The following is a 25,237-nucleotide window of genomic DNA, read 5'->3' on the forward strand; positions in this document are numbered from 1 at the left end:
CACTGACGCCATGGACGAGCGCACTTTCGGCAGGTCGGATCAGCACGCGTCGGTCGTCGGCCTCGGCACCTGGCAACTGGGCGCCGACTGGGGAGACGTCGACGACAAGGAAGCCCTCGCGGTACTGGAGGCGGCGGCCGAGTCGGGGGTGACCTTCTTCGACACGGCGGACGTCTACGGCGACGGCCGCAGCGAGCAGACCATCGCGACCTTCCTCGCGAGCAGGCCCGACCTGCATGTGCTGGTCGCCACCAAGATGGGCCGCCGGGTCGACCAGCTCCCGCAGAACTACGTCCTGGACAACTTCCGGGAGTGGAACGACCGCTCCCGCCGCAACCTCGGCGTCGACCGCATCGACCTGGTGCAGCTGCACTGCCCGCCGACGCCGGTCTACTCCAGCGACGAGGTGTTCGACGCCCTGGACACCCTGGTCGAGGAGGAGCGCGTCGCCGCGTACGGCGTCAGCGTGGAGACCTGCGAGGAGGCGCTCACCGCGATCGCCCGGCCGAACGTGGCCAGCGTCCAGATCATCCTCAACCCGTTCCGCATGAAGCCCCTGCGCGACGTCCTGCCCGCGGCCCGGGAGGCGGGCGTCGGCATCATCGCCCGGGTGCCGCTCGCGTCCGGCCTGCTGACCGGCAAGTACACCAAGGACACCGTCTTCGCGGCGAACGACCACCGCAACTTCAACCGGCACGGCGAGGCCTTCGACCAGGGCGAGACCTTCTCCGGCGTCGACTACGCCACCGGGGTGGAGGCCGCCGCCGAGTTCGCCGCGCTCGCCCCCGAGGGGTACACCCCGGCCCAGCTGGCGCTGCGCTGGATCGTCCAGCAGCCCGGCGTGACGAGTGTGATCCCGGGCGCCCGTTCGCCCGAGCAGGCCCGCGCCAACACGGACGCCGCCCGGCTGCCGGAGCTGTCCGACGCCACCCTCGCCGCGATCCGCGACCTCTACGACCGCCGCATCAAGGACCAGGTCGAGGGCCGCTGGTAGGCAGCCGACGGGCCACGGGTCCCGGCCTCACGGCTCCAGGAGCAACTGCCGTTCCCGCTCCTGGTCGCCGGAGGCCGCTCCGTCGTTCCGCGCGCTGAAGGCGCGGGACAGCGTCTCGCTCGCCGCCTCCACGGCCTGCGGCGTGCCCTGCACGGTGACCGTCACCGGCGCCGACAGCGTCCCGCCCGCTGCCGGAGCGGAGGCCGCCCGCGGGGCGCCCGGGGAGTCGAAGGTCGCGGTGCGCACCGTCGCCCCCTCGTCCGCGGGCAGATCGCCGGGGGCCCCGAAGACGCCCTCCAGTGCGCGGACGATCGCCCGCGCGTCGTCGATGCCGCCGCCGTCGAACGTCACGGTGAGCTGAGTGTCGGACATCCTTCGCACTTCCTTTGCCGCGCCTTGCTCGGTCCCGGCCCGTGTAACCGTCTCCCGATCGCCCAAACCGGGCGTCGCCCGCGCGGCCCCGCGCCTGAGTACAGGGATCCCGGGAACAGGGAAAGGGACGCAGAGGCGATGGCCCACGGGAGGAAGACGTGACGCACTCGGACTCGGAACCGGCTGAGGGACAGGTCCGCCGCAGGGGCCGCAACGAGACCGAGGAGGAGCGGGCGGACCGGATGTGGACGGAGCTGATCCAGGAGGTCCGCGTCGCGCAGATGGGCGTGCAGATCCTGTTCGGATTCCTGCTGACGGTCGTCTTCCAGCCGAAGTACGAGAGCCTCTCGGACACCGATCAGATGATCTACCTGATCACGGTGGTCCTCGGAGCCGTCACGACCGGTGCCCTGATCGGCCCGGTGTCCCTGCACCGCCTCGTCTCCGGACGGCGGGTGAAGCCCCAGGCCGTGCGGTGGGCGTCCCGGCTGACCGTGCTCGGCCTGGTGCTGCTGCTCGCCACGACGGCCTGCTCGCTGCTGCTGATCCTGCGCGTCGCGACCCACGACGGTTTCGTGCCCTACCTGGTCACCGGGGTGGTGCTCTGGTACCTGCTGTGCTGGTTCGGCATCCCGCTGTGGACCCGGCACCGCCACACCCGCTGAGCACCCGCGCGGTGTGCGCGGTCCCGCGGCTGTCACCCGGAACCGTCAGCCCCGCGCCGTCACCCCTCCGCCGTCAGCTCCGCGAGGAAGTCGTCGACGCGTACGCGCTCCCGCCCAGGCCGGACCACCGTGTGCGTGTCGCGCAGGAAGGCGTCGACCGCCGCGGCCCACGCGAACACCACGGCACGGTGGCGGTCCCCATCGGCCCGGCCGTCGCCCAGGAGTTCGATGCGCAGCTCGTCCCACATGCCCCGGGACTCCGGCCGCAGCCGCACGTCGCCCACGCCCACCGGACGGGCCAGCCCCTCGGCGACCATCTCCCGGTCCAGCGCCCAGCGGGCGAGCACCCGGCCGTCGTGGCTGAAGACCACGGTGAGGGCGAACGGGTCCGCCGCGTCGTACCCGAAGTGGGCGAGCACGGGGAACCGGTCGGCGGAGTCGCCCGCCTGGAGCTGCACGACCAGGGTCTTGTGCACGGCGGTGTTCACGGGGGCCTCCAGGAGGACGGACGTAGACCCCCTAGTACCCCGCACAGCGGCAAGATGCTCGGACATCTGGGTGATTCACCCGTCCCCGGGTTTCAGTCGCGGCCGAACTCCTCGCGCAGCGCGGGCAGCAGGGTCTTCTCCGACCAGTCCAGGAAGGCGGGTTGCGACTCGCCGCCGATCTGCACGAGGGCGATCTCGGTGAACCCGGCCTCGACGTACGGGCGTACGGCCGCCACGAAGGCGTCCGGGTCGTCGCCGCAGGGGATGGACGCGGCGACGTCGTCGGGCGTCACGAACTGGGTGGCCGCCTCGAAGGAGTCCGGGTGCGGCAGTTCGGAGTTGACCTTCCAGCCGCTGCCGAACCACCGGAACTGCGCGTGGGCCCGCTTGATCGCCGTGTCCCGGTCGGGATCGTAGGAGACGGGCAGTTGGCCCACCCGCGGCTTGCCGGTACCGCCGTGCCGGTCGAAGGACTCCAGCAGACCCGCCTTCGGCTCGGTGGCGATCACCAGGTCGGCGGACTCGCCCGCCAGCTTGCAGGAGCGCTCGCCGGAGACGGCGATGCCGATGGGCGGCGCGCTCTCCGGCAGGTCCCACAGCCGGGCCGACTCCACGTCGAAGTGCGTGCCGCGGTGGTTGACGTGGCCGCCCGCGAACAGCCCCCGGATGATCTCCACGGCCTCCTGGAGCATCTCGTGCCGTACGTCGACGGACGGCCAGCCGCCGCCCACCACGTGCTCGTTGAGGTTCTCGCCCGAGCCGAGACCCAGCCGGAACCGGCCCTCGGACAGCAACTGCATCGTCGCCGCCTTCTGCGCCACCACCGCCGGGTGGTACCGGAACGACGGACACGTCACGTACGTCATCAGCGGGATGCGGGAGGTCGCCTGCGCCGCGGCGCCCAGCACGCTCCACGCGTAGGGCGAGTGGCCCTGTGAGCGCAGCCAGGGGAAGTAGTGGTCCGAGGTCACCGAGAAGTCGAAGCCCACCTCCTCGGCCCGCACCAGATGGCCGACGAGGTCCCGCGGGCCGGCCTGCTCCGTCATCATCGTGTATCCGATGTGTGCCATGGCGGCCGAGTCCCCGCCCGGCCGGAGGGAAAACAGGTGGAAACGGGCGGAAGGGCTCAGCTCGCGTCCTCCCGGAAGGTCGCGAGGAAGGCGGCGAGCGCCCGCTCGTTCGCGGTGTCGTCCCAGTCGCCCGCCGGAGTCGTCCAGCGCAGCGAGAAGCTGCGCCCGCCGCCGAGCAGGAAGCCGCGACCGAAGGTGCGGACCCGGGTGCCGTCGTCCCGGGCCAGCCACTCCATGTCGGCCGCCGCCCGCCCGCGGTAGGTGGTCGCGCGGATCTCGCCGATCCGCCGGTAGCCGTCCGAGCGTGCCAGGCCCGGCTCGACGGCGTCGCGCCAGACGGCCACCGGGTCCGCGCCCGCGCTCCTGCTGTAGGTGACGGCGAGGGTGCGCGGGTCGCCGGACGCGCCGAAGACCACCCGGTACGCGCCGTCCGGCACCCGTGAGGTGTCCCGTCGCCGCCAGCCGCCGGGAAGGGCGACGGAGAAGCCCTCCGGCGCCTGGTAGCGGCGGAACCCGGCCGGAACGCGGACACCCGGCTGCGACGGTGAGGCGCTCGGTGTGGAGCCGCCGACGGGGGAGGAGGGCCGGGCGGAACCGGAGCCGGAACCGGAACTGGAGTGGGAGCCGGTGGGCGGCGCGGCGGGCGCCGAGGGGCGCTGCCGGGCGCCCGGGGCGGCGCCGTCGCCGGTGCCGGGGAGCCCGTCGGTGACGGTGAGGACCGCGAGGACGGCGACCGTGACCGTCAGGACGGCCAGGGCCGTCCCGGCGGCCACGGCCCGCCGCGACCGGTCGCGGCCCGCCTGCCGCGCGGCGGCGTACACCCCGCGCCGTCCGGGCCGGGTGGTCACCTCGGTCACGGTGCCGCCGGGGTCCTCCGTCAGCGCCCGGGTGAGGGCCGCCCGCACCACCGGGCGGGTCAGCCGCTCCCGGGAGTTCTTGCGCAGCAGCCCCTGCACGGCCCGGGCGAGCGGACCGGCGCGCACCGGCGTGCGCAGCGGCAGCCGGTCCACTCCCTTCAGCGTGGCCTCCGGGCGGCCCCGGTCCCGGAACGGCGGCCTGCCCTCGACCATCGCGTAGAGGATCGCGCCCAGCGTCCACAGGTCGGCCGCGGGCCCGATCCGCTCGTCACGGGCCTGCTCGGGCGAGGCGTACGCGGGTGCCGTCAGCCGCGGGGCGAGGGTGGCGCCGGCCAGTCCGAAGCCGGTGACGACGACCGAGCCGTCCTCGCGCACGAACACCTGCCCCGGGCTCAGCTCGCCGTGCGTCACGCCGTGGGTGTGCGCCGCGTCCAGCACCGCCAGCAGCTCCAGGCCGACGCGCGCGGCCCGGGCGTAGTTGAACGCGCCCCGGTCCAGCAGGTCCCCGAGCGGAACACCGGCGACCCATTCGGTCACCGTCCACAGCATGCCGTCCGCGACCACCGCGTCGAGCACCACGGCGACGCGCCCGGGGCACAGCGAGGCCATGGTCTCGCCGGTGCGGATCACCCGGCCCGGGGTCCGGCGGACGGCCTCACCGGCCCCTTCCTCCGGCAGCGCGATCTGCGTGACCAGGCACGGGCGGCCCGTCGTGGCGTCCTCCCCGGACCAGCAGACACGGTTCGTCTCGCGCTGGACGACCTCGAAGAGGCGGTAGCGCCCGGCGACCGGCTCGGGTGTGGAGACGTGTGCCCTGCCCATGGCCATCCCTCGTTCGCACCGCCGGCTCTCTGCTCGACCAGGGGTACGTCGAGGGGACGGGGGTGCGTTCAGCGAACGCGCCCGGCGGCCCCGTTTCTGACCCATCTTCAAAAGCGGGGGGCGCGCCGGGGCGTGTCCCGGCCCCGCGTCAGCGCAGTCCGAAGCGGTCCGCCCACCCCGCCATGTCGGCCACCGCGGCGTTGCCCCCGCACACCACGAGCCCGATCCGGGCGCCGTCCCCCACCCGCTCCACCACCTGCCGGGCCGCCGGGAGCAGACAGCCGGCGGCGGGCTCGGTCCACACCTTGGCGTGCTCGGCGAGCGCCAGCGAACCCCGCACCGCCTCCCGGTCCGGCACCACGAGCACCTCGGTGACCAGCTCCGACACATGGTCGTACGTCACCTGGGAGACGGCCGGCGCGCTGAGCGTGGTGACGATCGAGGACAGGGGCACCGGGAGCGGCCCGCCCGCCGCGAGCGCCCGGGACATGGCCTCGGCGCCCTCGGTCTCCACGCCCCAGATCCGCACCCCGGGGCGCAGCGCCCGCAGTGCCGCCGCCACGCCCGCGATCAGCCCGCCGCCGCCGATGCTCACCAGCACGTCGGTGAGGTCCGGGGCGTCCTCGGCGAACTCCAGTCCCACGGTGCCCTGTCCGGCGATCACCACGGGGTCGTCGAAGGGGTGGACCAGGGTCAGCCCCTCCTCACGGAGCCGGGCGACGAGCGCGAAGGCGCGGTCCATGCCGTCGGTGAGCCGCACCACCGCGCCCGCCTCCTCCGCGATCTCCACGGAACGGGCCGGTGCCGTGCGCGGCATGACCACCGTGGCCTTCACGTCGAGGGCGGCGGCCATCACCGCCACCGCGATGCCGTGGTTGCCGCCGCTGACCGCGACGACACCGGCGGCCCGCTCGGCCTCGGTCAGCGACAGCAGCTTCGCGGTGGCGCCGCGCGCCTTGAACGAGCCGGTGCGCTGGAGCAGTTCCAGCTTCGCGGTGACCGGGACGCCGAGCAGCGCGGACAGCCCCGGACTGGGCACGGTCGGGGTGCGTACGACATGTCCGGCGATCCGCTCGGCCGCGGCTTCGATCTCCGTGATCCCGATCAAGGCAGTCTTCCTTCCCGGCGCGGGCGCTGATCCGCGCCCCTTCGCACCCTTTCGCGCGACGCCTCCAAGGTCAACACGGATTCCGGGGGCCCGGGGGAAGGCAGGAGGGGGTCAGTGCTGCTGCGTCTTCTGCGGCGTCGCCTCACTCGGCCGTACGACGACGAAGCCCTCGCCCTGGAGCAGCAGCTGGACCGCCTCGCCCGAACCGCCGCGCAGCATCGAGCCGATCGACTGCGAACGGTGCAGGGAGGTCGAGAGCCCCGCGGACCAGCCGACGATCGCGTCCGTGTCGACGTAGACCGGATACTGCTGCGAGACCGGGATGACGAGGGGACTGCCCTCGCACACCAGGCCCAGTCTGCCCTGCCCGGTGAAGACGCTGTTGAACAGTCCGCCACCGGCGATGCCCGAGCCCTTGACGGTGGCGATGCGGTAGGACAACGAGGCGTCGAAGCACAGGACGTTGCGGCCGTTGACGGTGAACTCGTCGCCCGGCTCCACCTCGACGATGAAACAGTTCTGGGCCTCGTTCGCGAACCAGGCCTCGCCCTGTCCGCGCACCGCCATCAGCGGCAGCCCCTCGCCGGTGACCGCGCGCTTGAGCATGCCGCCCACGCCCTGGCCCTTGCGTTCGAACTGGAGATCACCCCGGTAGGCGATCATCGCGCCCTGCCGGGCGAGCATCTCGCCGTTCACCGCGTAACGGATGCATTTGGAGTTCTCGACGGTCATGCCCGGCGCTGTGGCGGGCTGCACCATGTGCTCGCTGGAAAAGAGGTCACCCTTCATGACGGCATCCTGTCCCGGAGCGTCCCGTTCCGCCAAGATCGGGTGCGGGTGGGCGGATTCAGCCGCCGAAGAGCTGGGTCCAGTACGTGCCCGCCCGGCCGCCGCCGGCCAGCCCGACACCGAGGTGGGTGAAGTCGGCCTTGAGGATGTTGGCCCGGTGTCCCGGGCTGTTCATCCAGCCCTCGACCACGTCGGCGGGGGAGCGCTGGCCGCAGGCGATGTTCTCGCCGACCGTGCGCCGGGCGGCGCCCGCGGCGGCGGCCCGGTCCCAGGGCCTGCCGCCGTCCGGATCGGTGTGGGAGTAGAAGTCGCGGGCCACCATGTCCGCGCTGTGCGCCTGCGCCGCGGCGGTCAGCCGGGCGTCGACGGCCAGGGCGGGCAGTCCCGCCCCGGCCCGCTCCCGGTTGGTGAGGTCGACGACGTGAGCCGTCGTGCGGGCCAGGCCGTCCGGGGTGAGCGGCACGGCCCACACCGCCGTCCAGTACGTGTCGCCCGAGGGCCCGCCGGTGACGTGCGCCCACCCGGCGTGCGTGAAACGGCCGTCGTGCAGCGTGCGCCGGGTGCGCTCGGCGCGCAGGCAGTACGCGACGAACTCGGCGGGCGTGCGCGGGCCCGAGACCAGGTGCTCGCCGACGGTGAGATACGCGAACCCGGCCGAGACGACGCGCTGGTGGACCGAGACGCCGTCCCGGGTCTCGACGCTCAGGGTGCCTGCGGCGGCCATCGCGGCGGCGTGCGCCCGGGCCGCGCCGAGCAGCCGGGAGTCGGCCCGCACGGGGGGTGAACCGGCTGCGGCGCGAGCGGTGTTGACCAGTTCCAGGAAGTCGTCGGACTCGGTCCAGGGCGGGACCGGGGCCGGCGCCGCGGCGGGTCCCGGCGGCGCGTCGTCGGTCACCTCCACGCCGAAGTCCCGGGCGAGTCCGGCGAGTCCGTCGGCGTACCCCTGCCCCAGGGCGCGCACCTTCCAGCCCTCGCCGCGCCGGTACAACTCCACGAGCAGCAGCACGGCCTCCTGCCCGGGACGCGCGGGGGTGAACCGGGTGACGGCCCGGCCGCCGGCGTCGGTGAGGTGGACGGTGGGGGAAGGGAGCGCGCTCAGGGCGGTGCCGGGGTCCGCGGGGCCGACCGCCACCGTCACCCGGGTGGCGCCCGGCCGCAGCCGCGCCGGATCGACGGTGAGCGTGTCGCCCCGCAGCCTCGCGCCGGGTGCCTCCGGCTGGTTGTAGAAGACGAAGTCCTCGTCGCTCGCGACCTTGCCGCCGTCGTCCGTGACGAGCGCCGACACGTCGAAGCCGCCGGGCACCCGTACGCTCACGGGGCCGCCCGGCAGAGGGACGTTGCCCCCGGGGACCAAGTCGCTCATCGTGCCGCCCTGTGTCGTGGTGCGCTCCGGGTACCGGTGCCGGGTCAACGTCCGCCCGGCGGCGGGGGTTCCCGCGACTCCCTCAGTGCGACGACGTCGGCTCCGGGGCGACCAGGCCCCGCCGGTGGGCGACCGCGACCGCCTCCGTGCGGCTCGCCGCGTTCAGCTTGGCGAGGATGTTGGACACGTGGACGCTGGCCGTCTTGGCGCTGATGAACAGCTCCTCCCCGATCCGGCGGTTGCTGTGCCCGAGGGCGAGCAGCCGCAGGACGTCCTGCTCGCGGGCGGTCAGCGCGGCGGCGCCCGCGCCGGCCGGTGCCGGGCCGGTGAGCCGGCCGCGGCGGGCCAGGTCGTCGAGCCGCTCGCGCAGCACCGTCGCGCCGAGCCGGTCGGCCTCCCGGCGCACGGCGTCGGCCTCGGCGGCCGCCTCCTCGCGGCGGTCGGCGGCCAGCAGGGCCTCGGCCAGCCGCAGCCTGCACCGCGCCCGTTCGTAGGCGTCGCCGTACGTGAAGGCGGCCACCGCCTTCTCCCACGCCGCCGGGTCCGGCGCGGCGCCGGCCACCCGGGACCACTCGGCCTCGGCGCGCGCCAGCCACGCCTGGCCCTCCGGGCCCTGCGGGACGTCGTCGTAGCCGTGCGCGGCGGACCAGCGGGCGTCGGCCAGCAGTTCGGCCGCCGTCTGCGACCAGCGGGCCACCCCGGCGTCGTCCCCGGCCCGGCGCAGCTCGCCCACGGTGTCGGCGACGGCGGACAGCGCGAGGGTGGCAAGCCGGAGGGTCACGGTGGGCCGCGTGCCCGCCTCGGTGAGCGTCTCGACGCTGGACCGCATCCACCGCACGGCGTCCTCCGCGTCCCCGCGCAGCGCCGCCGCGTCGGTCAGCACGATCCCCGCGACCATCCGCGCCATCCAGTCGAACGGCCCGCTCAACAGGGCGCGGGCCCGGTCGGTCACCCCCGAGTCGCCGCGCGCCAGCGCCACGTACAGTCCGGGGCCGAGGGCGTGGCCGTCCACGGCCGACCGCTCCCCGGCGTCCTCTGCGGACTCGCGCAGCACCTCGTCCCAGTGGCCCAGCGTGTACCGCACCAGCAGCGCCAGATACCGCATCTCCCGCGGGTACGGCGAGGACAGCAGCCCGGAGCGGCGGGCCCGGTCCAGTCCCTCCGACGCCCAGGGCAGGCACTCCTCCAGGTCGCCGGACTCGAAGCAGCCGATGGCGAGGTTGAACAGGGCCCGCAGCTCCACGGGCGCGTTGCCCGCCCGCCGCGCCAGCTCGCGTGCCTCCAGGAGCCGCTCCCGGCCCTCGGGGGTGGCGCGGTTGTGGCCCTCCAGGCTCGTCAGGGAGATCAGCAGATCGGCGCGGGCGTCGGTGACCCCCAGCTCCTCGGCGGCCCTCAGCGCCCGGCGGGCCACCCGCAGCGCCGTCTCGTTCTCACCGACCTGGCGGGCCGCCGTCGCGTGCGTGGCCGCCGCCCACACCCACGTCGCCGAGGGCGGCTCGGCGGGGATCAGGGCCAGCGCCTCGCTGCTGTAGGCGTACGCGGACTCCAGGTTGTCGACGCTCAGCAGATGACCGGCCAGGGTGTAGCGGACGCGGGCGGCCAGCTCCAGGTCGGCGTCCTGGCCGAGGCCGGCCAGCGCGGAGCGGGTGAGGGAGACCGCGCGGTGCAGTTCCCCGGCGTGCACGGCGGCCGCCGAGGCGCGCAGCGTGAGCGTCACCGCGTCGGGTCCGGCGGGACGCGCGGCGGCGTCGACCGCCGTCCACAGGTCGAGCGCCGCCTCGACGTGCCGCAGCTCCTCGGCGGGCGCGCCGAGGAGCTGGGCGTGGTCGGCGGCCTCCAGGGACGCGGCGAGCGCCTCGGGCAGGTCGTGGCTCTCGCGGTAGTGGTGCGCGCGCTCGGCCGCGTGGTCCGAGCGGCGGTCCGGACCGGCGAGCAGCCGGGCGAACGCGCCGTGCAGCCGGGCCCGTTCACCGGGCAGCAGATCGGCGTAGACCGCCTCCCGGGCGAGGGCGTGCCGGAAGGAGTAGGTGCCGCCGTCGCCGGAGACCAGCAACTGCCGCTCCACCGCCTCGCGCAGCGCCGACTCCAGCTCCTCCTCGGGCAGCCCGACGGCGTCCCGCAGCAGGTCGTGCCCCACCCGGCGGCCCGCCACGGCGGCGGTGCGCAGCACCTGCTGGGCGGTCTCGGACAGCTGCTCGAACCGGATGAGCAGGACGTCGGCCAGCCCGCTGGGGACGCCCCCGGCCGGCGCGTCCGTGGCGGCGACCAGCTCCTCGGCGTAGAAGGCGTTGCCCTCGGCCCGTTCGACGATCCGGCGCACGGTGGTGTCCGGCAGCCGCCGCTGCCGCAGCGAGCGCACCAGCCGGGCCACGTCGGCGTCCGGCAGCGGACGCAGCTCCAGCCGCTCCACGCCGGGCAGGCGCACCAGCTCGGCCAGCAGCGGGCGCAGCGGATGGCGCCGGTGCAGGTCGTCCGCCCGGTAGGAGGCGAACAGCGCGAGCCGGTGGCCGGGCGCCCCGCCCGCCGGGCGTTGCAGGACTCCCCGGCTGAGCAGGAACCTCAGCAGGTCCCGGGAGGACTGGTCGGCCCAGTGCAGGTCCTCCAGGACCAGCAGCAGCGGTGCGACGTCCGCCAGGTCGGTCAGCAGGGTGGCCACGCCCTCGAAGAGCCGCAGCCGCGAGGGCGCGGCCTCGGCCCCGCCGTCCGGGCCGCCGCCGAGCAGCCGGTCGGCCACCGGATGCCCGGCCAGCACGGCGGCGAACCGCTCGTCGGCGGCGAGCAGGCCCAGGATTTCCGTGAAGGGCAGATACGGCAGACCCACGTCGCCCAGGTCCACGCAGTGGCCGGTGAGCACGGTCGTCCCGGCCGCGGCGGCCCGCCCGGCGACCTCGTCCAGGGTCCGGGTCTTGCCGACCCCGGCGTCCCCGGCGACGAGGACCGCGCGGGCCTCCCCGGCGCGGGCGCGCTCCAGCACGCCGGTGAGACGCGCGAGTTCGTCCTCGCGGCCGACGAGCGGGCTGGTGAGTGAGGTCTGCGACACGCCGCCCATCCTGACACGCGGGCCGGGCGGCGGGCCTCCCCGTTCCCCGGCCGCGCGGTCGGCTCAGCGGTGGAGGGAGGCCGCCCAGTTGGCCGGGACCCGGCCCGCCGGGCCGGGCGACGGCTGGTCGGCCGGGTGGCTGCCGGGCGGGGCGAGGTCCGGGCCCGACTCGCGGACTTCGTTGGTCGCGTAGTCCCAGTACCAGTCCTCGCCCGGCTCGAAGCTCTGCACCACCGGGTGCCCGGTGGACCGGTAGTGGCCGGTCGCGTGCTGTCCCGGCGAGCTGTCGCAGCAGCCGACGTGGCCGCAGCTCGCGCAGCGCCGCAGGTGGAACCACCAGCCGCCGGCCGCGTCGCACTCGGCGCAGCCGGTGCCGCTCGGCGGGACGGTGGGGTCGATTCCGGTGTCGCTGGTCATACCGGCTCCTCGGTCGGATCGGCTGGATCGGTCGGTTCGGTCGGATCGGTCGGTTCGGCTTCCGCGGCGGTGAGCGGCAGGAGCACCTGGAACCGGGTGTCGCCCGGCACGGACTCGACCTGGAGGCTGCCGTGGTGCTTGTTGACCACGATCCGCCAGGAGATGTCCAGACCGAGCCCGGTGCCCTCGCCCACCGGTTTGGTGGTGAAGAACGGGTCGAAGATGCGCTCCCGGATCTCCGGGGCGATCCCGGTGCCGGTGTCCCGGAACTCCACCAGCAGCCGGTCGTGGTGGAGCGCCGTCCGCACGGTCAGCGTCCCCTCGCCGCCCGCGCCGTTCATCGCGGACACCGCATTGTCGATCAGGTTGGTCCACACCTGGTTCAGCTCCGCCGGATACGCCGGGACCGGGGGCACCGTACGGTCGTACTCCTTGACGACCTCGATCCGCGGGCCGATCTTCCCGGAGAGCATCAGCAGGGTGCTGTCGAGGAGTTCGTGGACGTCGACCGTGCGGTGGGGCGCCCGGTCGAGCTGCGCGTACTGCTTGGCCGCGTCCACCAGGTGCGAGATGCGGGCGGTGGAGTCCGCGATCTCGTTCATCAGCAGCTCGGTCTCGACCGTGTAGTTGAGCCAGCCGACCGCTCCCGGCAGGATCTCCGCGTCCACCGCCGCCGCGACCTGCTCCAGCCACTCGGTGTCCAGACCGGCCTGCACGAAGGCCGGCGCCAGCCGCCAGCCCTGCTCGATCCCGTGGTCCTCCAGCCAGTCGCCGAGGGCGTCCTCCCGGTCGGCGGCCTCCAGCGGGCTGAGCGAGGGCGCCTTGGCGACCCGTTCCGCCGTGCGCTCCTGTATCTCGATGAGCCCCGCGAGCGCGTCGCGGGAGAACGGGCCCTCGGCGATCACGGCGAGCTTGTGCCGCATCTTCGCCACCCGCTCCCGCAGCGACGAGGTGGCCCGCACCGCGGCCGCCGCCGGGTTGTTCAGCTCGTGGGTGAGACCCGCGGACAGCGAGCCCAGCGCCAGCAGCCGCTCGCGCTGGCCGATGGCCCGCTGGGTGTTCTTGGACCCGAAGAACAGCCCCTCCAGCAGATGCACCGCCATCGGGAACCACTCCCGCATGACGGCCGCGAAGGTGTCCGCCGGGAGCACGAAGAACCGCGTCGGCTCGGTGACCCGCATCGAGTTGGTGTAGACCTGCGGTACCCGGTCGCCGACGTACGCCTGCATCGCGCCCGCGTACACCCCGCGCTGCGAGGTGCGGTTGGTCTCCACCTCGTCCCCGCCGACCCGGCGGGTCAGCACGACCGTCCCCTCCAGCATCACGTAGAAGCAGGTGGCGTCCTCGCCCTCGGCGTACACGGGGCCCGGGTCGAACAGCTCCACCCGGCCCTCGGCGCACAGCCGGCCCAGTTGCTCGGGCGTCAGCCCCTCGAACAGGAACAGCTTCCCGATCTCCTCGGGGCTGCACGGCATCGGCCGCCCGCTCACGACTGCTCCAGGTACCGGTGGACGAGCATCACGGCCATGGCTCCCTCTCCGACGGCGGACGCGACCCGCTTGGCGGACTCCGCGCGGGCGTCGCCCGCCACGAACACGCCCGGGACGCTGGTCTCCAGGTGGTACGGCGGCCGGTCCAGCTCCCAGTCGGCCGGTGGCCGCCCGTCCGGGGTGAGGTCGGGCCCGGCGAGGATGAAGCCGCGCTCGTCCCGCAGCACCGTGCCGTCCAGCCAGTCGGTCAGCGGGGCCGCGCCGATGAACACGAACAGCCACTGCGCGTCGACGAGTTCGGTGTCGCCGCTGACCGCGTCGCGCAGGGTCAGGCGCTCCAGGTGGCCGTCGCCGTGCGCGCAGTCGACGACGGTGCCGCAGCGCACGTGGATGTTGGGCGTCTCCTCGATCTGCTGGATCAGGTAGTACGACATCGACGCCGCCAGGGACTCGCCGCGCACCAGCAGCGTCACGGACTTGGCGCCCCGGGCCAGATACATCGCCGCCTGCCCCGCCGAGTTGGCACCGCCGACGATGTACACGTCGTGGCCCTGGCAGGAGGCCGCCTCGGTCAGCGCCGAGCCGTAGAACACTCCGCAGCCGGCCAGGTCGTGCGTGCCCGGCGCGGTCAGCTGCCGGTAGGACACGCCGGTCGCCAGGATGACGCTGTGCGCGGCGATCTCCGAGCCGTCCGAGAACCGGACCACCCGCGCCGCGCCGTTCGCCTCCAGGCCGGTCACCTCGCGCGCGGTGAGGATCTCGGCGCCGAACTTCGCCGCCTGCCGCCGGGCCCGCTCGGTGAGCTGGCCGCCGGAGACGCCGTCGGGGAAGCCCAGGTAGTTCTCGATGCGGGAGCTCTGCCCGGCCTGCCCGCCGGTCGCCGACCGCTCCACCAGCACCGTCCGCAGCCCCTCCGAGGCCCCGTACACGGCCGCGCCGAGCCCCGCCGGGCCGCCGCCGATCACCACCAGGTCGTAGAAGTCGGCCGTCGGCGTGGTCGCCAGGCCCACCCGCGCGGCCAGGTCGGGCGCCTCCGGCTCCACCAACGGGGTCCCGTCCGGCGTGATCACCACCGGCAGCCGCTGCCCGTCCTGCCCGGCCGCCGACAGCAGCCGCCGCCCCTCGGGCTCGTCGGCGGAGTACCAGCGGTACGGGACCTGGTTGCGGGCCAGGAACTCCCGGACCTCCGAGGACCGCGCCGACCAGCGGTGCCCGACGACCTTGGTGCTGGGCACCGGACGGTGGTCGCCGGTGCGCCAGGCCTGGAGCAGGTCGTCCAGGACCGGGTACAGCTTCTCCTCGGGCGGGTCCCAGGGCTTGAGCAGGTAGTGGTCCAGATCGACGACGTTGATCGCGTCGATCGCCGCGTTGGTGTCCGCGTACGCGGTCAGCAGCACCCGCCGGGCGCCCGGATACACGTCCAGGGCCTGTTCCAGGAACTCGATGCCGTTCATCTGCGGCATCCGGTAGTCGGCGAGGATCACGGCCACCAGGTCGCCGCGCAGTTTCAGTTCCCGCAGTGCGCCGAGCGCCGACTCGCCGGACTCCGCGCGCACGATCCGGTACGTGGCGCCGTAGCGCCGCCGCAGGTCGCGGGCGACGGCGCGGGAGACCCCCGGATCGTCGTCCACGGTCATGATGACGGTCCGTGTCTCCCCGTCGGCCTGTGCCATACGTCCCCCACGTCGAGCGGCCGGATTCACGGCACGGCGTCCCCGTCACCGCACCGGCCTGCGGCCATCGTATGTTCGATCGCGGGCCCTCGCTCGGGCGGCGTGGGGGAGACCGGCGGCCTCCGGCCGCTCCCCCCGTGCGGGGGCGCGGGCGGCTTGGGGAAGACTGGGCCGCGAGAACGACGTTCCCGCGACCCAGGGAGGGACCCGCATGACGCGCCCGATCACGGCAGGCTCGGACGGTTCGGAGGAGAGCCTGGCCGCATTGGCCTGGGCGGCGAGGGAAGCGGTCCGCCGCCGGGCTCCGCTGCACGTCGTGCACGCCTGGCGGTTCCAGGAGCAGGGCGCGGCCGGCGCGGTGGACCGGGAGGCACAGGAGCGCTGGGCGCGGGACGCCCTCGCCGAGGCGGTCGGGACGGCCACCGAACGGCACCCCGACCTCGCGGTGACCACCGACGTCCGCGAGGGCGACACCGTCGCGGCGCTGCTCGGCGCCGCGGCCGACGCCGAGACGCTGGTGCTCGGCTCGCGCGGCCACGGGGCGGTCGTCGGCTTCCTGCTCGGCTCCGTCGGCCAGCAGGTGATCGCCGAGGCGACCCGGCCGGTCGTCCTCGTGCGGGCCGGTGCCGAGGCGGCCGGCGAGGCCGCGGGCCGCGAGGTCGTCGTGGGCCAGCAGGGCGAGCCGGAGGACAGCGCCGACGTCATCGGGTTCGCCTTCGAGGCGGCCGCCGCGCGGGGCGCCACCGTGCGCGCGGTGCGGGCCTGGACGCTGCCGACCGTCTTCACCTACAGCCCCAGTTCGATGACGCTGGCCGACGAGGCCGGGGGCCTGGAGCAGTACGAGCACAAGGCGCTCGGCGAGGCGCTCGCACCGTGGCGCGAGCGCTTCCCCGACGTCCCGGTGGTCGAACACGTGGAGATGGGCAGCGCGGGCCAGGTGCTGCTGTCGGTGTCCCGGAACGCCCAGCTGATGGTCGTCGGGCGCCGCGCCCGGCGTACGGCCGTCGGCGCCCGGATCGGCTCGGTGGCGCACGGCGTGCTGCACCACGCGGAGTGCCCGGTGGCGGTGGTCCCGCACACCTGAGCGGCCGCCGCGCCGCTCAGTCCGCCGTGGGCCGGAGGGTCTCCCGGGCCCTGGGCAGGACGTTGACGAGGTAGTCCTCGACGGCCGTGTCCAGGCCGATGTCGTGCTGGGCCCGCTCGGACAGGTACCAGCGGTGCTCCAGCAGCTCGTGGTAGATCTCCGCCGGGTCCATCGCGCCGCGCAGCTCCGGCGGCACGGCGCGCACGGTGGGCCGGAAGACCTCGCGCACCCAGCGGTGGGCGAGGACCTCCGGGCGGGCGCCGAGGGGGTCGCCCGGGGCGTAGTCGTCCTGGGTGGCCATCCAGCTCTCCAGGTCGTTGAGCAGCCGCCGGGCCTGGTTCTCCTCGGCGTCCAGGCCGGTCAGGCGCAGCAGCTGGCGCTGGTGGTGGCCCGCGTCGACGACCTTGGGCACGAAGGTGACGGTGTCGCCGTTGGAGGCGTGCTCGATCTGCATCTCGGCCACGTCGAAGCCGAGGTCGTTCAGCCGCCGGATCCGGCGCTCGATGTAGTGGTACTTGCCCGCCGGATAGACGGACGTGCGGGTCAGCTCCTGCCACAGGCTCCGGTAGCGGGCGCAGATCTCGGCGCCGAAGTCGACCGGGTCGACGGACGGGTGCAGCGCCCCCGACGCCTCCAGGTCGAGCAGCTCGCCGCTGATGTTCACCCGGGCCAGGTCCAGGTCGTAGTCGCGCTGGCCCTCGCTCAGCCGCGGGTGCAGTTCCCCGGTCTCGGCGTCGACCAGGTAGGCGGCGTAGGCGCCCGCGTCGCGCCGGAAGAGCGTGTTGGACAGCGAGCAGTCCCCCCAGGCGAACCCGGCCAGGTGCAGCCGGACCAGCAGCACCGCGAGGGCGTCCATCAGCCGGTGCATGGTCGCCGGGCGCAGCGTCGTCTCGAACATCGACCGGTAGGGCTGCGAGCCGCCCAGGTGGCGGGTGACCAGCACCGGTTCCAGCGCCTCGCCGACGGCGTCGGAGCGGCCGGTGACCACGGCCAGCGCGTCCACCGCCGGGATGGCGAGCCGGTCCAGGTCGCGCAGCAGCTGGTACTCGCGCAGCGCGGGCCGCTCGGCCAGCTCCTTGACGGCGATCACCTCGTCCCCGGCGCGCGCGTAGCGGACCACGTGCCGGGAGATGCCGCGGGGCAGGGGCACGAGGTACTCCTCGGGCCACTGCTCCAGGGGCAGCTGCCAGGGCAGTTCGAGCAGGAGCGCGGGGTGCTCCGGATTGGTGGCGCTGATCTGCAAGGCCATGCCCCGACTCTAGAACGCCCGTTCCCGGGCCCGTTCTGCGGCGTCCTTCACCGGCCCGCGGTGGACGCGGCCGTGCCCCGGCAGCAGGCAGTCGCCCGCCAGCCCGGCGACGACGTCGAGCGAGGCGATCGCGCGGGCCCGGTCGTGGTGGAACAGGTCGGGCAGCAGCTGCGGTCCCTCGGTCCGGGAGAGGGCGTGCCCGCTCACCAGCGCGTCGCCGGAGATCACCACCCCGGCGTCGGGGAGGTGGTAGACGCAGTGGCCGTCGGTGTGCCCGGGGGTGTGCACCGGCACCGGGCGGCCGGGCAGGTCGAGGGGGCCGTCCGCCGGGAAGGGCGCGGGCGCGGTCACCGGGTGATGCTCGGTGCCGCCGGTGCGCAGCACGTGCGCCATCCACGGCAGCACGCCGGGACGCCAGGCGTTGCGCAGCACCGTGCCGACCGACACCTGCTGGAGGAAGTCGCGCCGCGCGTGGGGCACCTCGGCCTCGTGCAGCAGGACCGGGGTGCCGTGGGTGGCGCGCAGGTACTCGGCCGAGCCCAGGTGGTCGTTGTGGGCGTGGGTGATCAGCACGGCCGCCACCGCCTCGGGTGAACTCCCGACGGCGGCCAGGGAGTCGAGCAGGGCCCGGCGGTCGCCGGGGTAGCCGGTGTCGACGAGGGTCACCGCGTCGCCCTCGGTGAGGATGACCCAGTTGGTGTGGCCGCCGTGTACGAGGTAGGTGCCGTCGGCCACGTGCCGTACGTCCGCGCTCATGGTCTCCCGCGTTCCAGGTCGGATGTCCCCGCGCGGAACAGCCAACCAGAACCGGTGCGCGGGCGGTTGCCCGGCCCTCAGCGCACGCCGTGCGGGCGGAACTGGACGCTGATGCGGGGCCCGGCGGCGCGGGTGGTCTTGGGGACGCAGTGTTCCCAGGTGCGCTGGCAGGAGCCGCCCATCACGACCAGGTCGCCGTGGCCCAGCGGGCGGCGCACGGTCTGCCCGCCGCCGCGCGCCGGGCGCAGCAGCAGGTCCCTGGGCGCGCCCACCGAGAGGATGGCGACCATCGTGTCCTGGCGCGCGCCGCGCCCGATCCGGTCACCGTGCCACGCCACGCTGTCCCGGCCGTCGCGGTAGTGGCACAGGCCCGCGGTGCTGAAGGGCTCGCCCAGTTCCTCGGCGTAGTGGGCCGACAGCGCGTCGCGCGCCTCGGCCAGCAGGGGGTCCGGCAGCGGGTCGGCCGCGCCGTAGAACGCCAGCAGCCGGGGTACGTCGACGACGCGCTCGTACATCTCACGCCGTTCCGCGCGCCAGGGGACCTCGGCGGCCAGCCGCTCGAACAGCGCGTCGGCGCCGCTCAGCCACCCGGGGAGCAGGTCGATCCAGGCTCCGGAGCCGAGGTGGGTGCGGCGCAGCCCGTCGAGCGGGCCCAGCCGGACCTCGTCGGTCTGGTCGAAGAGCGAGCCCTGGAGGTGCGTGGTCATGCGACCAGCCTACCCCTTGTTCGAAAGTATGTTCTAACTGTGTCGTGGAGACCCTTCCGTGACCGCCCCTTTCGATACGCTGGTGTATCCGATACATTCATGCATCGAACCGAGCGAAGGGGCCGGGCATGACGGCGAGGGCCACCACCGGGCGGGTGACCAGGCGGCGCGTGCGCACCCGCGCGAACCTGCTGGACGCCGCGTTCGCGGTGTTCGCCGCCAAGGGCTTCGGACGGGTGTCGATCGAGGAGGTCTGCGAGGCCGCCGGGTACAGCCGGGGCGCCTTCTACTCCAACTTCGACAGCCTCGACGAGCTGTTCTTCGCCCTCTATGAGCAGCGGGCCGACCTGATCGCCGAGCAGGTGACCGCCGCCCTCGCCGCCGACGGCCCCGACCTGGACGTGCCCGCCGCCGTGGAGCGCGTCACCGAGGTGCTGCTGCTCGACCGCGACTGGCTCCTGGTGAAGACGGACTTCCTGGTGCACGCCGCCCGCGACCCGGAGGTCGCCCGCACCCTGCTGGAGCACCGGGCCCGCCTCAGGCGCGCGATCGCCGACCGGCTCGCCCGGGCCCGCGGACACACCGCGCTGCCCGCCGTGCTCGGCGACGCCGGGGAAGCCGCGCACGCCGTGGTCGCCGCCTACGACGGGGTCACCACCCAACTGCTCCTGGACCGGGACGCTGCGGGCGCCCGCATCTGGCTGGGACAGCTGCTCACCGCGCTGCTCACCGACGGCAGCACGCGTCAATGACACAACAGGAAGGGACGGTCGCCATGGATGCCGACGTCATCGTGGTCGGAGCGGGTCTGGCGGGCCTGGTCGCGGCCCACGAGCTGACCAGCCGGGGCAGGAGGGTCGCCCTGGTGGACCAGGAGAACGCGGCCGATCTCGGCGGGCAGGCCTTCTGGTCCCTCGGCGGCCTCTTCCTCGTCGACTCCCCGGAGCAGCGCCGGCTCGGCGTCAAGGACTCCTTCGACCTGGCCTGGAACGACTGGCAGGGCAGCGCGGGCTTCGACCGGACCGAGGACGAGGACTCCTGGGCGGTGCGCTGGGCGCGGGCGTACGTGGAGTGGGCGGCGGGCGAGAAGCGGTCCTGGCTGGCCGGGCACGGCATCACCTTCCTGCCCACCGTCGGCTGGGCCGAGCGCGGCGACCTGAGGGCGGGCGGGCACGGCAACTCGGTACCCCGCTTCCACATCGCCTGGGGCACCGGCACGGGGGTCGTCGAGCCCTTCGTGCGGTACGCGCGGCAGGCCGCGCGCGACGGGCTGCTCACCTTCCACCACCGCCACCGCGTCGACCACCTGGTCGTCGAGGGCGGCACCGTGCGCGGGGTGCGCGGTACCCTCCTCGTGCCGGACGACTCACCGCGCGGCGTCGCCTCCAGCCGTGAAGCGGCCGGAGAGTTCGAACTCACCGCCCAGGCCGTCGTCGTCACCTCCGGCGGCATCGGCGCCGACCACGACATCGTCCGCCGCCACTGGCCCGAGCGCCTGGGCACCCCGCCGGCCGAGATGGTCACCGGCGTCCCCGCCTACGTCGACGGGCGGATGCTCGACATCAGCGCCGAGGCGGGCGCCCGCCTGGTCAACCGCGACCGGATGTGGCACTACACCGAAGGCCTGCGCAACTGGAACCCGATCTGGCCCGGCCACGGCATCCGCATCCTGCCCGGGCCGTCCTCCATGTGGTTCGACGCGCTCGGCCGCCGACTGCCCGAGCCGTACCTGCCCGGCTACGACACCCTGGGCACCCTGCGTCATCTGCGCACGGCCGAGGGGCTCGCGGAGCACGACCACTCGTGGTTCGTCCTCACCCAGAAGATCATCGAGAAGGAGTTCGCGCTCTCCGGCTCCGAGCAGAACCCCGACATCACCGCCAAGGACCGCGTCGGCTTCCTGCGCGAACGCGTGCTGGGCAAGGGCGCACCGGCCCCGGTGGACGCGTTCCTGCGCCACGGCGCCGACTTCGTGACCGCGCCGGACCTGGAGCAACTGGTCGAGAAGATGAACCGGTTGACCGACGAACCGCTCCTGGACGCCGCGGTGCTGAGGCGTCAGATCGAGGCCCGCGACCTGCAACTGGCCAACTCCTACGCCAAGGACGCCCAGGTACAGGGCATCCGCAACGCCCGCCGCTACATCGGCGACCGCCTCGGCCGGGTCGCCGCCCCGCACCGCATCCTCGATCCCGCGGCGGGTCCGCTGATCGGCGTCAAGCTGCACATCCTCACCCGCAAGACCCTCGGCGGCATCCAGACCGACCTCGACTCCCGCGCCCTTGGCGCCGACGGCACCCCGGTCCAGGGCCTGTACGCGGCCGGTGAGGTGGCCGGCTTCGGCGGGGGAGGGGTGCACGGCTACAACGCGCTGGAGGGCACCTTCCTCGGCGGCTGCCTGTTCTCCGGACGAGCGGCGGGCCGGGCCGCGGCACGGCAGACCGCCTGAACGACGCGCGCGTCCGCCGACTGCTCCGCGCCCCTCACCTTTCGTCGAGGAGACGGAGCAGCACGGCGGCGTGGCTCTCGCCGGGCGCCTTGGCCGCGGTCAGCAGCGTCACCTCGCCCTTGGCGGCCAGTTCCCGTACGCGGTCGAGGAGTTCGCGCGCCTCCGGTGCGGCCAGCTCGGCCTCGTACCGGCGCGCGAACTCCTCGTACGAGCCCTCGTCCGCGTGGTACCAGCGGCGCAGCTCGGTCGACGGGGTGAGTCCCTTGGGCCACTCGTCGACCCGCGCCGCGTCCTTCGACACGCCCCGGGGCCACAGCCGGTCCACCAGGACGCGCACGCCGTCGTCCGGCTCCGGCGGGTCGTAGACGCGGCGTACGCGCACGCTCATGGCACTCCTCCCACGGTCGACGATGCTCGCGCCCGGCTGTGCCCGGCGCGGGAACCGGGGGTCAGCCCGACCTCCGGCGTGCGGTCTCGCGCCGCTTGAGCGCCCGGCGTTCCAGCTCGCCGGTGCCGCCCCAGACACCGAGGGTCTGCCCGGTGTCGAGCGCCCAGCGCAGGCACTGCTCCTGGACCGGACAGGTCCGGCAGACCGCCTTCGCCTGCTCGGTCTGCAATGCGGCCGGGCCGGTGGTGCCGATCGGGAAGAAGAGGTCGGGGTCCTCCGTCCGGCATGCGGCGTGCTCTCGCCAGTTGTCCATCAAAGTCACCTGCGATCGGTATCGTTCGCGTCTTCGGGCATGGCCTACTCCGTTGCGGGTGACCGGTCGGCAGCGGTACGAAACCGGCGAGACCGCCCCGGGTCGCCGCGCCGGTGCCGGGCGCCTACCGGCGCAGCGCCCGCGCGGCCGCCGTCACCACGGCGTCCGCCACCGCGGCCAGTGCGGGGGAGTCGAGCTTCCACTGCTGCCAGTACAGCGTGATGTCCACCGCCAGATCCGGGGCGAAGCAGACGAGCCGGCCGGTGCCCAGCAGGGGGTCCGCCTGCGGCTGCGGCACCATGCCCCAGCCGAGACCGGCGGCGACGGCCTCGGCGAAACCCTCCGAGGTCGGCACATAGTGCCGCGCGGCACTCGCGCCGTCGTGACCGAGCCGTCGCGCGAAGGCGTCCTGGAAGTCGTCCCGCCGGTCGAAGACCACCACGGGGGCGTCGGCGACGGACTCCCGCGGCGGCCCGGTCAGATGCCGGGCGGCGAACGCGGGCGCGGCGCAGGGGAGATAGCGCATCCGGCCCAGCTCCCGGACGGTGCAGCCCGGCACCGGTTCGGGCGAGGACGTCACCGCCGCCATCACCGCGCCCTCCCGCAGCAGCGTCGCCGTGTGGCCCTCGTCCTCGCGGCGCAGCTCGAAGCAGAGGGCGGGCTCCCGGGGGAGGCCGGTCAGGGCGGGCAGGAACCAGGTCGCCAGCGAGTCAGCGTTCACCGCCACCGACACCCGGGTCGGCTCGCCCTGCCCCCTCAGGCCCAGCTCGGCCGAGGCGTCCCGCTCCAGCCGCGCCACCTGCCGGGCCAGCCGCACCAGCACGGCACCGGAGTCGGTCGCCCGCACCGGCTTGGTGCGCAGCAGCAGCACCCGGCCGGTGCGCTGCTCCAGCGCCTTCACCCGCTGGCTGACGGCGGACGGCGTCACGTGCAGGGCGGCGGCGGCCGCGTCGAACGTGCCCTCGTCCACCACGGCCAGCAGGGTGCGCACGTGGTCCAGCGGCAGCTCCGCGAAGGTCGTCATCACGTCGTCATCACGATCCCTAATGTTACGTAAGAATCTTTAGCTGTACGTCCGGTGATCGCCCGCTTAGCGTCGAGGGCATGAACAACGCCCTCACGGCCGCCGCCGCAGGCTTCGGCACCGGACTCTCGCTCATCGTCGCCATCGGCGCCCAGAACGCCTTCGTCCTGCGCCAGGGGGTCCGCCGCGACGCGGTCCTCGCCGTGGTCGGGATCTGCGCGCTGTCCGACGCCGTGCTCATCGCCCTCGGTGTCGGCGGCGTCGGTGCGGTGGTGGTGGCCTGGCCGGGCGCGCTGCGGGCCGTCGGCTGGATCGGCGGTGCCTTCCTGCTCTGCTACGGCGCCTTGGCCGCCCGCCGGGTGTTCCGTCCGTCCGGCGCGCTGCGGACGGACGGCGACGCCGCGGGCTCGCGCCGCCGGGCCGTGCTCACCTGCCTGGCGCTGACCTGGCTCAACCCGCACGTCTACCTCGACACGGTCTTCCTGCTGGGCTCCGTCGCCGCCGACCGGGGGCCGCTGCGCTGGACCTTCGGCCTCGGGGCCGCGGTCGCCAGCCTGGTCTGGTTCGCCGCGCTCGGCTTCGGCGCCCGCTACCTCGGCCGCTTCCTGGCCCGGCCCGCGGCCTGGCGGGTCCTGGACGGCCTGGTGGCCGCCACCATGATCGTCCTCGGTGTCTCCCTCATCGCCGGGGCCTGAGCCGGCCCGGATGAGGCCACGCGCGTTCCCGCGTGCTCGAACGGAGCTGCGATAGTGATCCCCGCAACCGAAAGATGTACCGAGCACGTAGGAAGCGCGTGGACACCACCGAGAGCAGCGGCGAGAGCGGCACCGCACCGGACACCACGGCCCCGGCGCCGGACGGCGCACGGCAACGGGGGTGGCGCCGCTGGGCCATGGACACCCGCCCCCTGCGCCGCCCGGCCTACCGCAGACTGTGGTCCTCGACCATCGTCACGGCCGTCGGCAGCCAGCTCACCGCGGTCGCCGTACCCAAGCAGATCTACGACATCACCGGCTCCTCGGCCTGGGTCGGCGCCGCCAGCCTCGCCGGTCTGCTGCCGCTCATCGTGTTCGCGCTGTGGGGCGGCGCGGTGGCCGACACCATGGACCGCCGCAAGCTGCTGCTGATCACCAACACCGGCATCGCGGTGACCTCGCTGCTCTTCTGGACACAGGCGGTCGCCGGGCTGGAGTCGGTGGCGGCGCTGATGCTGCTGCTCGCGCTGCAACAGGCCTTCTGGGGCCTCAACGCCCCGGCCCGCAACGCCTCCATCGCCCGCCTGGTGCCCGAGGGCGAGCTGGCCGCCGCCAACGCCCTCGGCTCCACCGTCATGCAGACCGGGCAGGTGGTCGGCCCGCTGCTGGCCGGTGCGCTGATCCCGGTGATCGGACTGCCGGAGCTGTACCTGATCGACGCCCTGGCCCTGTGCGTCACCGTGTGGGCGGTGCACCGGCTGCCGTCCCTGCCGCCGCTGGCGGGCACCGCGGTGCGGCGTGCGGGCGTGCGCGAGGTCGTGGCCGGTTTCCGCTACATCGCCGGGCACAAGGTGCTGCTGCTGTCCTTCCTGGCCGACATCGTCGCCATGGTCCTCGGCATGCCCCGGGCCCTGTTCCCGCAACTCGCCGCCGAGACGTACGCGCCCTGGGGCGAGGGGCTCGCGCTCGGCCTGCTGTTCGCGGCGATCCCCATCGGCGCGGTGGCCGGCGGACTGTTCTCCGGCACCTTCTCGCGGGCCCGCCGGCACGGCTGGATGGTGATCGGCGCGGTCGTCGTCTGGGGGGCCGCCATCACCGGTTTCGGGCTGAGCGGCAGCCTGTGGCTCGCGGTGGCGTTCCTGGCCGTGGCCGGTGTCGCCGACATGGTCTCCATGGTGTTCCGCGGGGCGATCCTGCTGTCCGCGGTCACCGACGAGATGCGCGGGCGCATGCAGGGCGTGTTCACCGTCGTCGTGGCGGGCGGCCCGCGGCTGGCCGACGTCCTGCACGGCGGCGCGGGCTCCGCCTTCGGCGCGCGGGAGGCGGTGGCCGGCGGCGGGCTGCTGGTGGTGGCGGTGATGCTGGCCCTGGCCGCGGCGGTGCCGGCGCTGCGCCGCTACCGCGTCTGACGTCCGCTTGGCGCC

At 74.3% G+C, this 25,237-nt stretch carries 24 protein-coding genes; 7 read left to right on the top strand and 17 right to left on the bottom strand.

Annotation, left to right across the window (positions count from 1 at the left end):
• The first annotated feature begins 10 nt into the window (after nucleotides 1-10).
• Nucleotides 11-994, top strand: a complete 984-nt coding sequence (locus ACIRGB_RS31525; RefSeq protein WP_403872150.1) for an aldo/keto reductase — start codon at nucleotides 11-13, stop codon at nucleotides 992-994.
• Nucleotides 995-1,021: 27 nt separating this feature from the next.
• Here the strand turns inward: ACIRGB_RS31525 and ACIRGB_RS31530 are convergent, their stop codons facing one another.
• Nucleotides 1,022-1,366: a hypothetical protein gene (locus ACIRGB_RS31530; RefSeq protein ID WP_403872152.1), complete on the bottom strand. Its 345-nt coding sequence runs from the start codon at nucleotides 1,364-1,366 to the stop codon at nucleotides 1,022-1,024.
• 158 nt (nucleotides 1,367-1,524) lie between these two features.
• On the opposite strand from ACIRGB_RS31530, the gene ACIRGB_RS31535 reads away from it, so the two are divergent.
• Entirely contained in the window at nucleotides 1,525-2,031 is a 507-nt protein-coding gene (locus ACIRGB_RS31535) for a DUF6328 family protein (RefSeq protein WP_104631328.1), read from the top strand.
• 59 nt (nucleotides 2,032-2,090) lie between these two features.
• Here ACIRGB_RS31535 and ACIRGB_RS31540 read toward each other — a convergent pair whose 3' ends face one another.
• The 10 genes from ACIRGB_RS31540 to ACIRGB_RS31585 form a co-directional block, all read right to left on the bottom strand.
• On the bottom strand, nucleotides 2,091-2,519 hold the full coding sequence (locus tag ACIRGB_RS31540; RefSeq protein WP_403872154.1) for an SsgA family sporulation/cell division regulator: 429 nt from the start codon (nucleotides 2,517-2,519) through the stop codon (nucleotides 2,091-2,093).
• 92 nt (nucleotides 2,520-2,611) lie between these two features.
• On the bottom strand, nucleotides 2,612-3,589 hold the full coding sequence (locus ACIRGB_RS31545; RefSeq protein ID WP_403872156.1) for an LLM class F420-dependent oxidoreductase: 978 nt from the start codon (nucleotides 3,587-3,589) through the stop codon (nucleotides 2,612-2,614).
• 56 nt (nucleotides 3,590-3,645) lie between these two features.
• Entirely contained in the window at nucleotides 3,646-5,268 is a 1,623-nt protein-coding gene (locus ACIRGB_RS31550) for a serine/threonine protein kinase (protein WP_403872158.1), read from the bottom strand.
• 148 nt (nucleotides 5,269-5,416) lie between these two features.
• A complete protein-coding gene (locus ACIRGB_RS31555) occupies nucleotides 5,417-6,376 on the bottom strand; it encodes a threonine/serine dehydratase (RefSeq protein WP_403872160.1) in 960 nt (319 codons plus the stop codon).
• 111 nt (nucleotides 6,377-6,487) lie between these two features.
• Nucleotides 6,488-7,165: an AIM24 family protein gene (locus ACIRGB_RS31560; protein WP_403872161.1), complete on the bottom strand. Its 678-nt coding sequence runs from the start codon at nucleotides 7,163-7,165 to the stop codon at nucleotides 6,488-6,490.
• 58 nt (nucleotides 7,166-7,223) lie between these two features.
• Entirely contained in the window at nucleotides 7,224-8,528 is a 1,305-nt protein-coding gene (locus tag ACIRGB_RS31565) for a CAP domain-containing protein (RefSeq protein WP_403872163.1), read from the bottom strand.
• Between the two features lie 82 nt (nucleotides 8,529-8,610).
• Nucleotides 8,611-11,577, bottom strand: a complete 2,967-nt coding sequence (locus ACIRGB_RS31570; RefSeq protein WP_403872165.1) for an AAA family ATPase — start codon at nucleotides 11,575-11,577, stop codon at nucleotides 8,611-8,613.
• Between the two features lie 54 nt (nucleotides 11,578-11,631).
• Nucleotides 11,632-11,985 carry a UBP-type zinc finger domain-containing protein gene (locus ACIRGB_RS31575; protein ID WP_403872167.1) on the bottom strand — a complete coding sequence of 118 codons (354 nt, stop codon included), beginning with the start codon at nucleotides 11,983-11,985 and terminating at the stop codon, nucleotides 11,632-11,634.
• Entirely contained in the window at nucleotides 11,982-13,475 is a 1,494-nt protein-coding gene (locus ACIRGB_RS31580; RefSeq protein ID WP_403872169.1) for an ATP-binding protein, read from the bottom strand. The genes ACIRGB_RS31575 and ACIRGB_RS31580 overlap by 4 nt, the downstream gene beginning before the upstream one ends.
• Nucleotides 13,472-15,148 carry an FAD-dependent oxidoreductase gene (locus tag ACIRGB_RS31585; protein WP_403872171.1) on the bottom strand — a complete coding sequence of 559 codons (1,677 nt, stop codon included), beginning with the start codon at nucleotides 15,146-15,148 and terminating at the stop codon, nucleotides 13,472-13,474. Before ACIRGB_RS31585 ends, ACIRGB_RS31580 begins: the two co-directional genes overlap by 4 nt.
• Before the next feature lie 211 nt (nucleotides 15,149-15,359).
• Here ACIRGB_RS31585 and ACIRGB_RS31590 point away from each other — a divergent pair, with 211 nt between their 5' ends.
• A complete protein-coding gene (locus tag ACIRGB_RS31590) occupies nucleotides 15,360-16,232 on the top strand; it encodes a universal stress protein (RefSeq protein ID WP_403872173.1) in 873 nt (290 codons plus the stop codon).
• Between the two features lie 16 nt (nucleotides 16,233-16,248).
• Here the strand turns inward: ACIRGB_RS31590 and ACIRGB_RS31595 are convergent, their stop codons facing one another.
• The 3 genes from ACIRGB_RS31595 to ACIRGB_RS31605 form a co-directional block, all read right to left on the bottom strand.
• Nucleotides 16,249-17,481, bottom strand: coding sequence for a DUF4032 domain-containing protein (locus ACIRGB_RS31595; RefSeq protein ID WP_403872175.1), 1,233 nt, complete (start codon nucleotides 17,479-17,481; stop codon nucleotides 16,249-16,251).
• A 9-nt stretch (nucleotides 17,482-17,490) separates the two neighbouring features.
• On the bottom strand, nucleotides 17,491-18,237 hold the full coding sequence (locus ACIRGB_RS31600; RefSeq protein ID WP_403872177.1) for an MBL fold metallo-hydrolase: 747 nt from the start codon (nucleotides 18,235-18,237) through the stop codon (nucleotides 17,491-17,493).
• A 77-nt stretch (nucleotides 18,238-18,314) separates the two neighbouring features.
• Entirely contained in the window at nucleotides 18,315-18,944 is a 630-nt protein-coding gene (locus ACIRGB_RS31605) for an alpha-ketoglutarate-dependent dioxygenase AlkB (protein ID WP_403872179.1), read from the bottom strand.
• Between the two features lie 128 nt (nucleotides 18,945-19,072).
• Between ACIRGB_RS31605 and ACIRGB_RS31610 the strand changes: the two genes are divergently transcribed.
• Both ACIRGB_RS31610 and ACIRGB_RS31615 read left to right on the top strand, forming a co-directional pair.
• A complete protein-coding gene (locus ACIRGB_RS31610) occupies nucleotides 19,073-19,696 on the top strand; it encodes a TetR/AcrR family transcriptional regulator (protein WP_403872181.1) in 624 nt (207 codons plus the stop codon).
• A 23-nt stretch (nucleotides 19,697-19,719) separates the two neighbouring features.
• On the top strand, nucleotides 19,720-21,393 hold the full coding sequence (locus ACIRGB_RS31615) for an FAD-binding dehydrogenase (RefSeq protein ID WP_403872261.1): 1,674 nt from the start codon (nucleotides 19,720-19,722) through the stop codon (nucleotides 21,391-21,393).
• A gap of 34 nt (nucleotides 21,394-21,427) precedes the next feature.
• On the opposite strand, the gene ACIRGB_RS31620 is transcribed toward ACIRGB_RS31615, so the two are convergent.
• From ACIRGB_RS31620 to ACIRGB_RS31630, 3 genes are all read right to left on the bottom strand, one after another.
• Nucleotides 21,428-21,781 carry a DUF488 domain-containing protein gene (locus tag ACIRGB_RS31620; RefSeq protein ID WP_403872183.1) on the bottom strand — a complete coding sequence of 118 codons (354 nt, stop codon included), beginning with the start codon at nucleotides 21,779-21,781 and terminating at the stop codon, nucleotides 21,428-21,430.
• Between the two features lie 61 nt (nucleotides 21,782-21,842).
• Complete coding sequence (locus ACIRGB_RS31625; protein ID WP_403872185.1) at nucleotides 21,843-22,094, bottom strand: WhiB family transcriptional regulator; 252 nt, start codon at nucleotides 22,092-22,094, stop codon at nucleotides 21,843-21,845.
• A 124-nt stretch (nucleotides 22,095-22,218) separates the two neighbouring features.
• Entirely contained in the window at nucleotides 22,219-23,118 is a 900-nt protein-coding gene (locus tag ACIRGB_RS31630) for a LysR family transcriptional regulator ArgP (RefSeq protein ID WP_403872186.1), read from the bottom strand.
• Nucleotides 23,119-23,198: 80 nt separating this feature from the next.
• On the opposite strand from ACIRGB_RS31630, the gene ACIRGB_RS31635 reads away from it, so the two are divergent.
• A complete protein-coding gene (locus tag ACIRGB_RS31635; protein WP_403872188.1) occupies nucleotides 23,199-23,813 on the top strand; it encodes a LysE/ArgO family amino acid transporter in 615 nt (204 codons plus the stop codon).
• Between the two features lie 98 nt (nucleotides 23,814-23,911).
• On the top strand, nucleotides 23,912-25,222 hold the full coding sequence (locus ACIRGB_RS31640) for an MFS transporter (protein ID WP_403872190.1): 1,311 nt from the start codon (nucleotides 23,912-23,914) through the stop codon (nucleotides 25,220-25,222).
• Nucleotides 25,223-25,237: the final 15 nt, after the last annotated feature.

It is taken from the genome of Streptomyces sp. NPDC102490, from assembly GCF_044765285.1.
GTDB lineage: Bacteria > Actinomycetota > Actinomycetes > Streptomycetales > Streptomycetaceae > Streptomyces.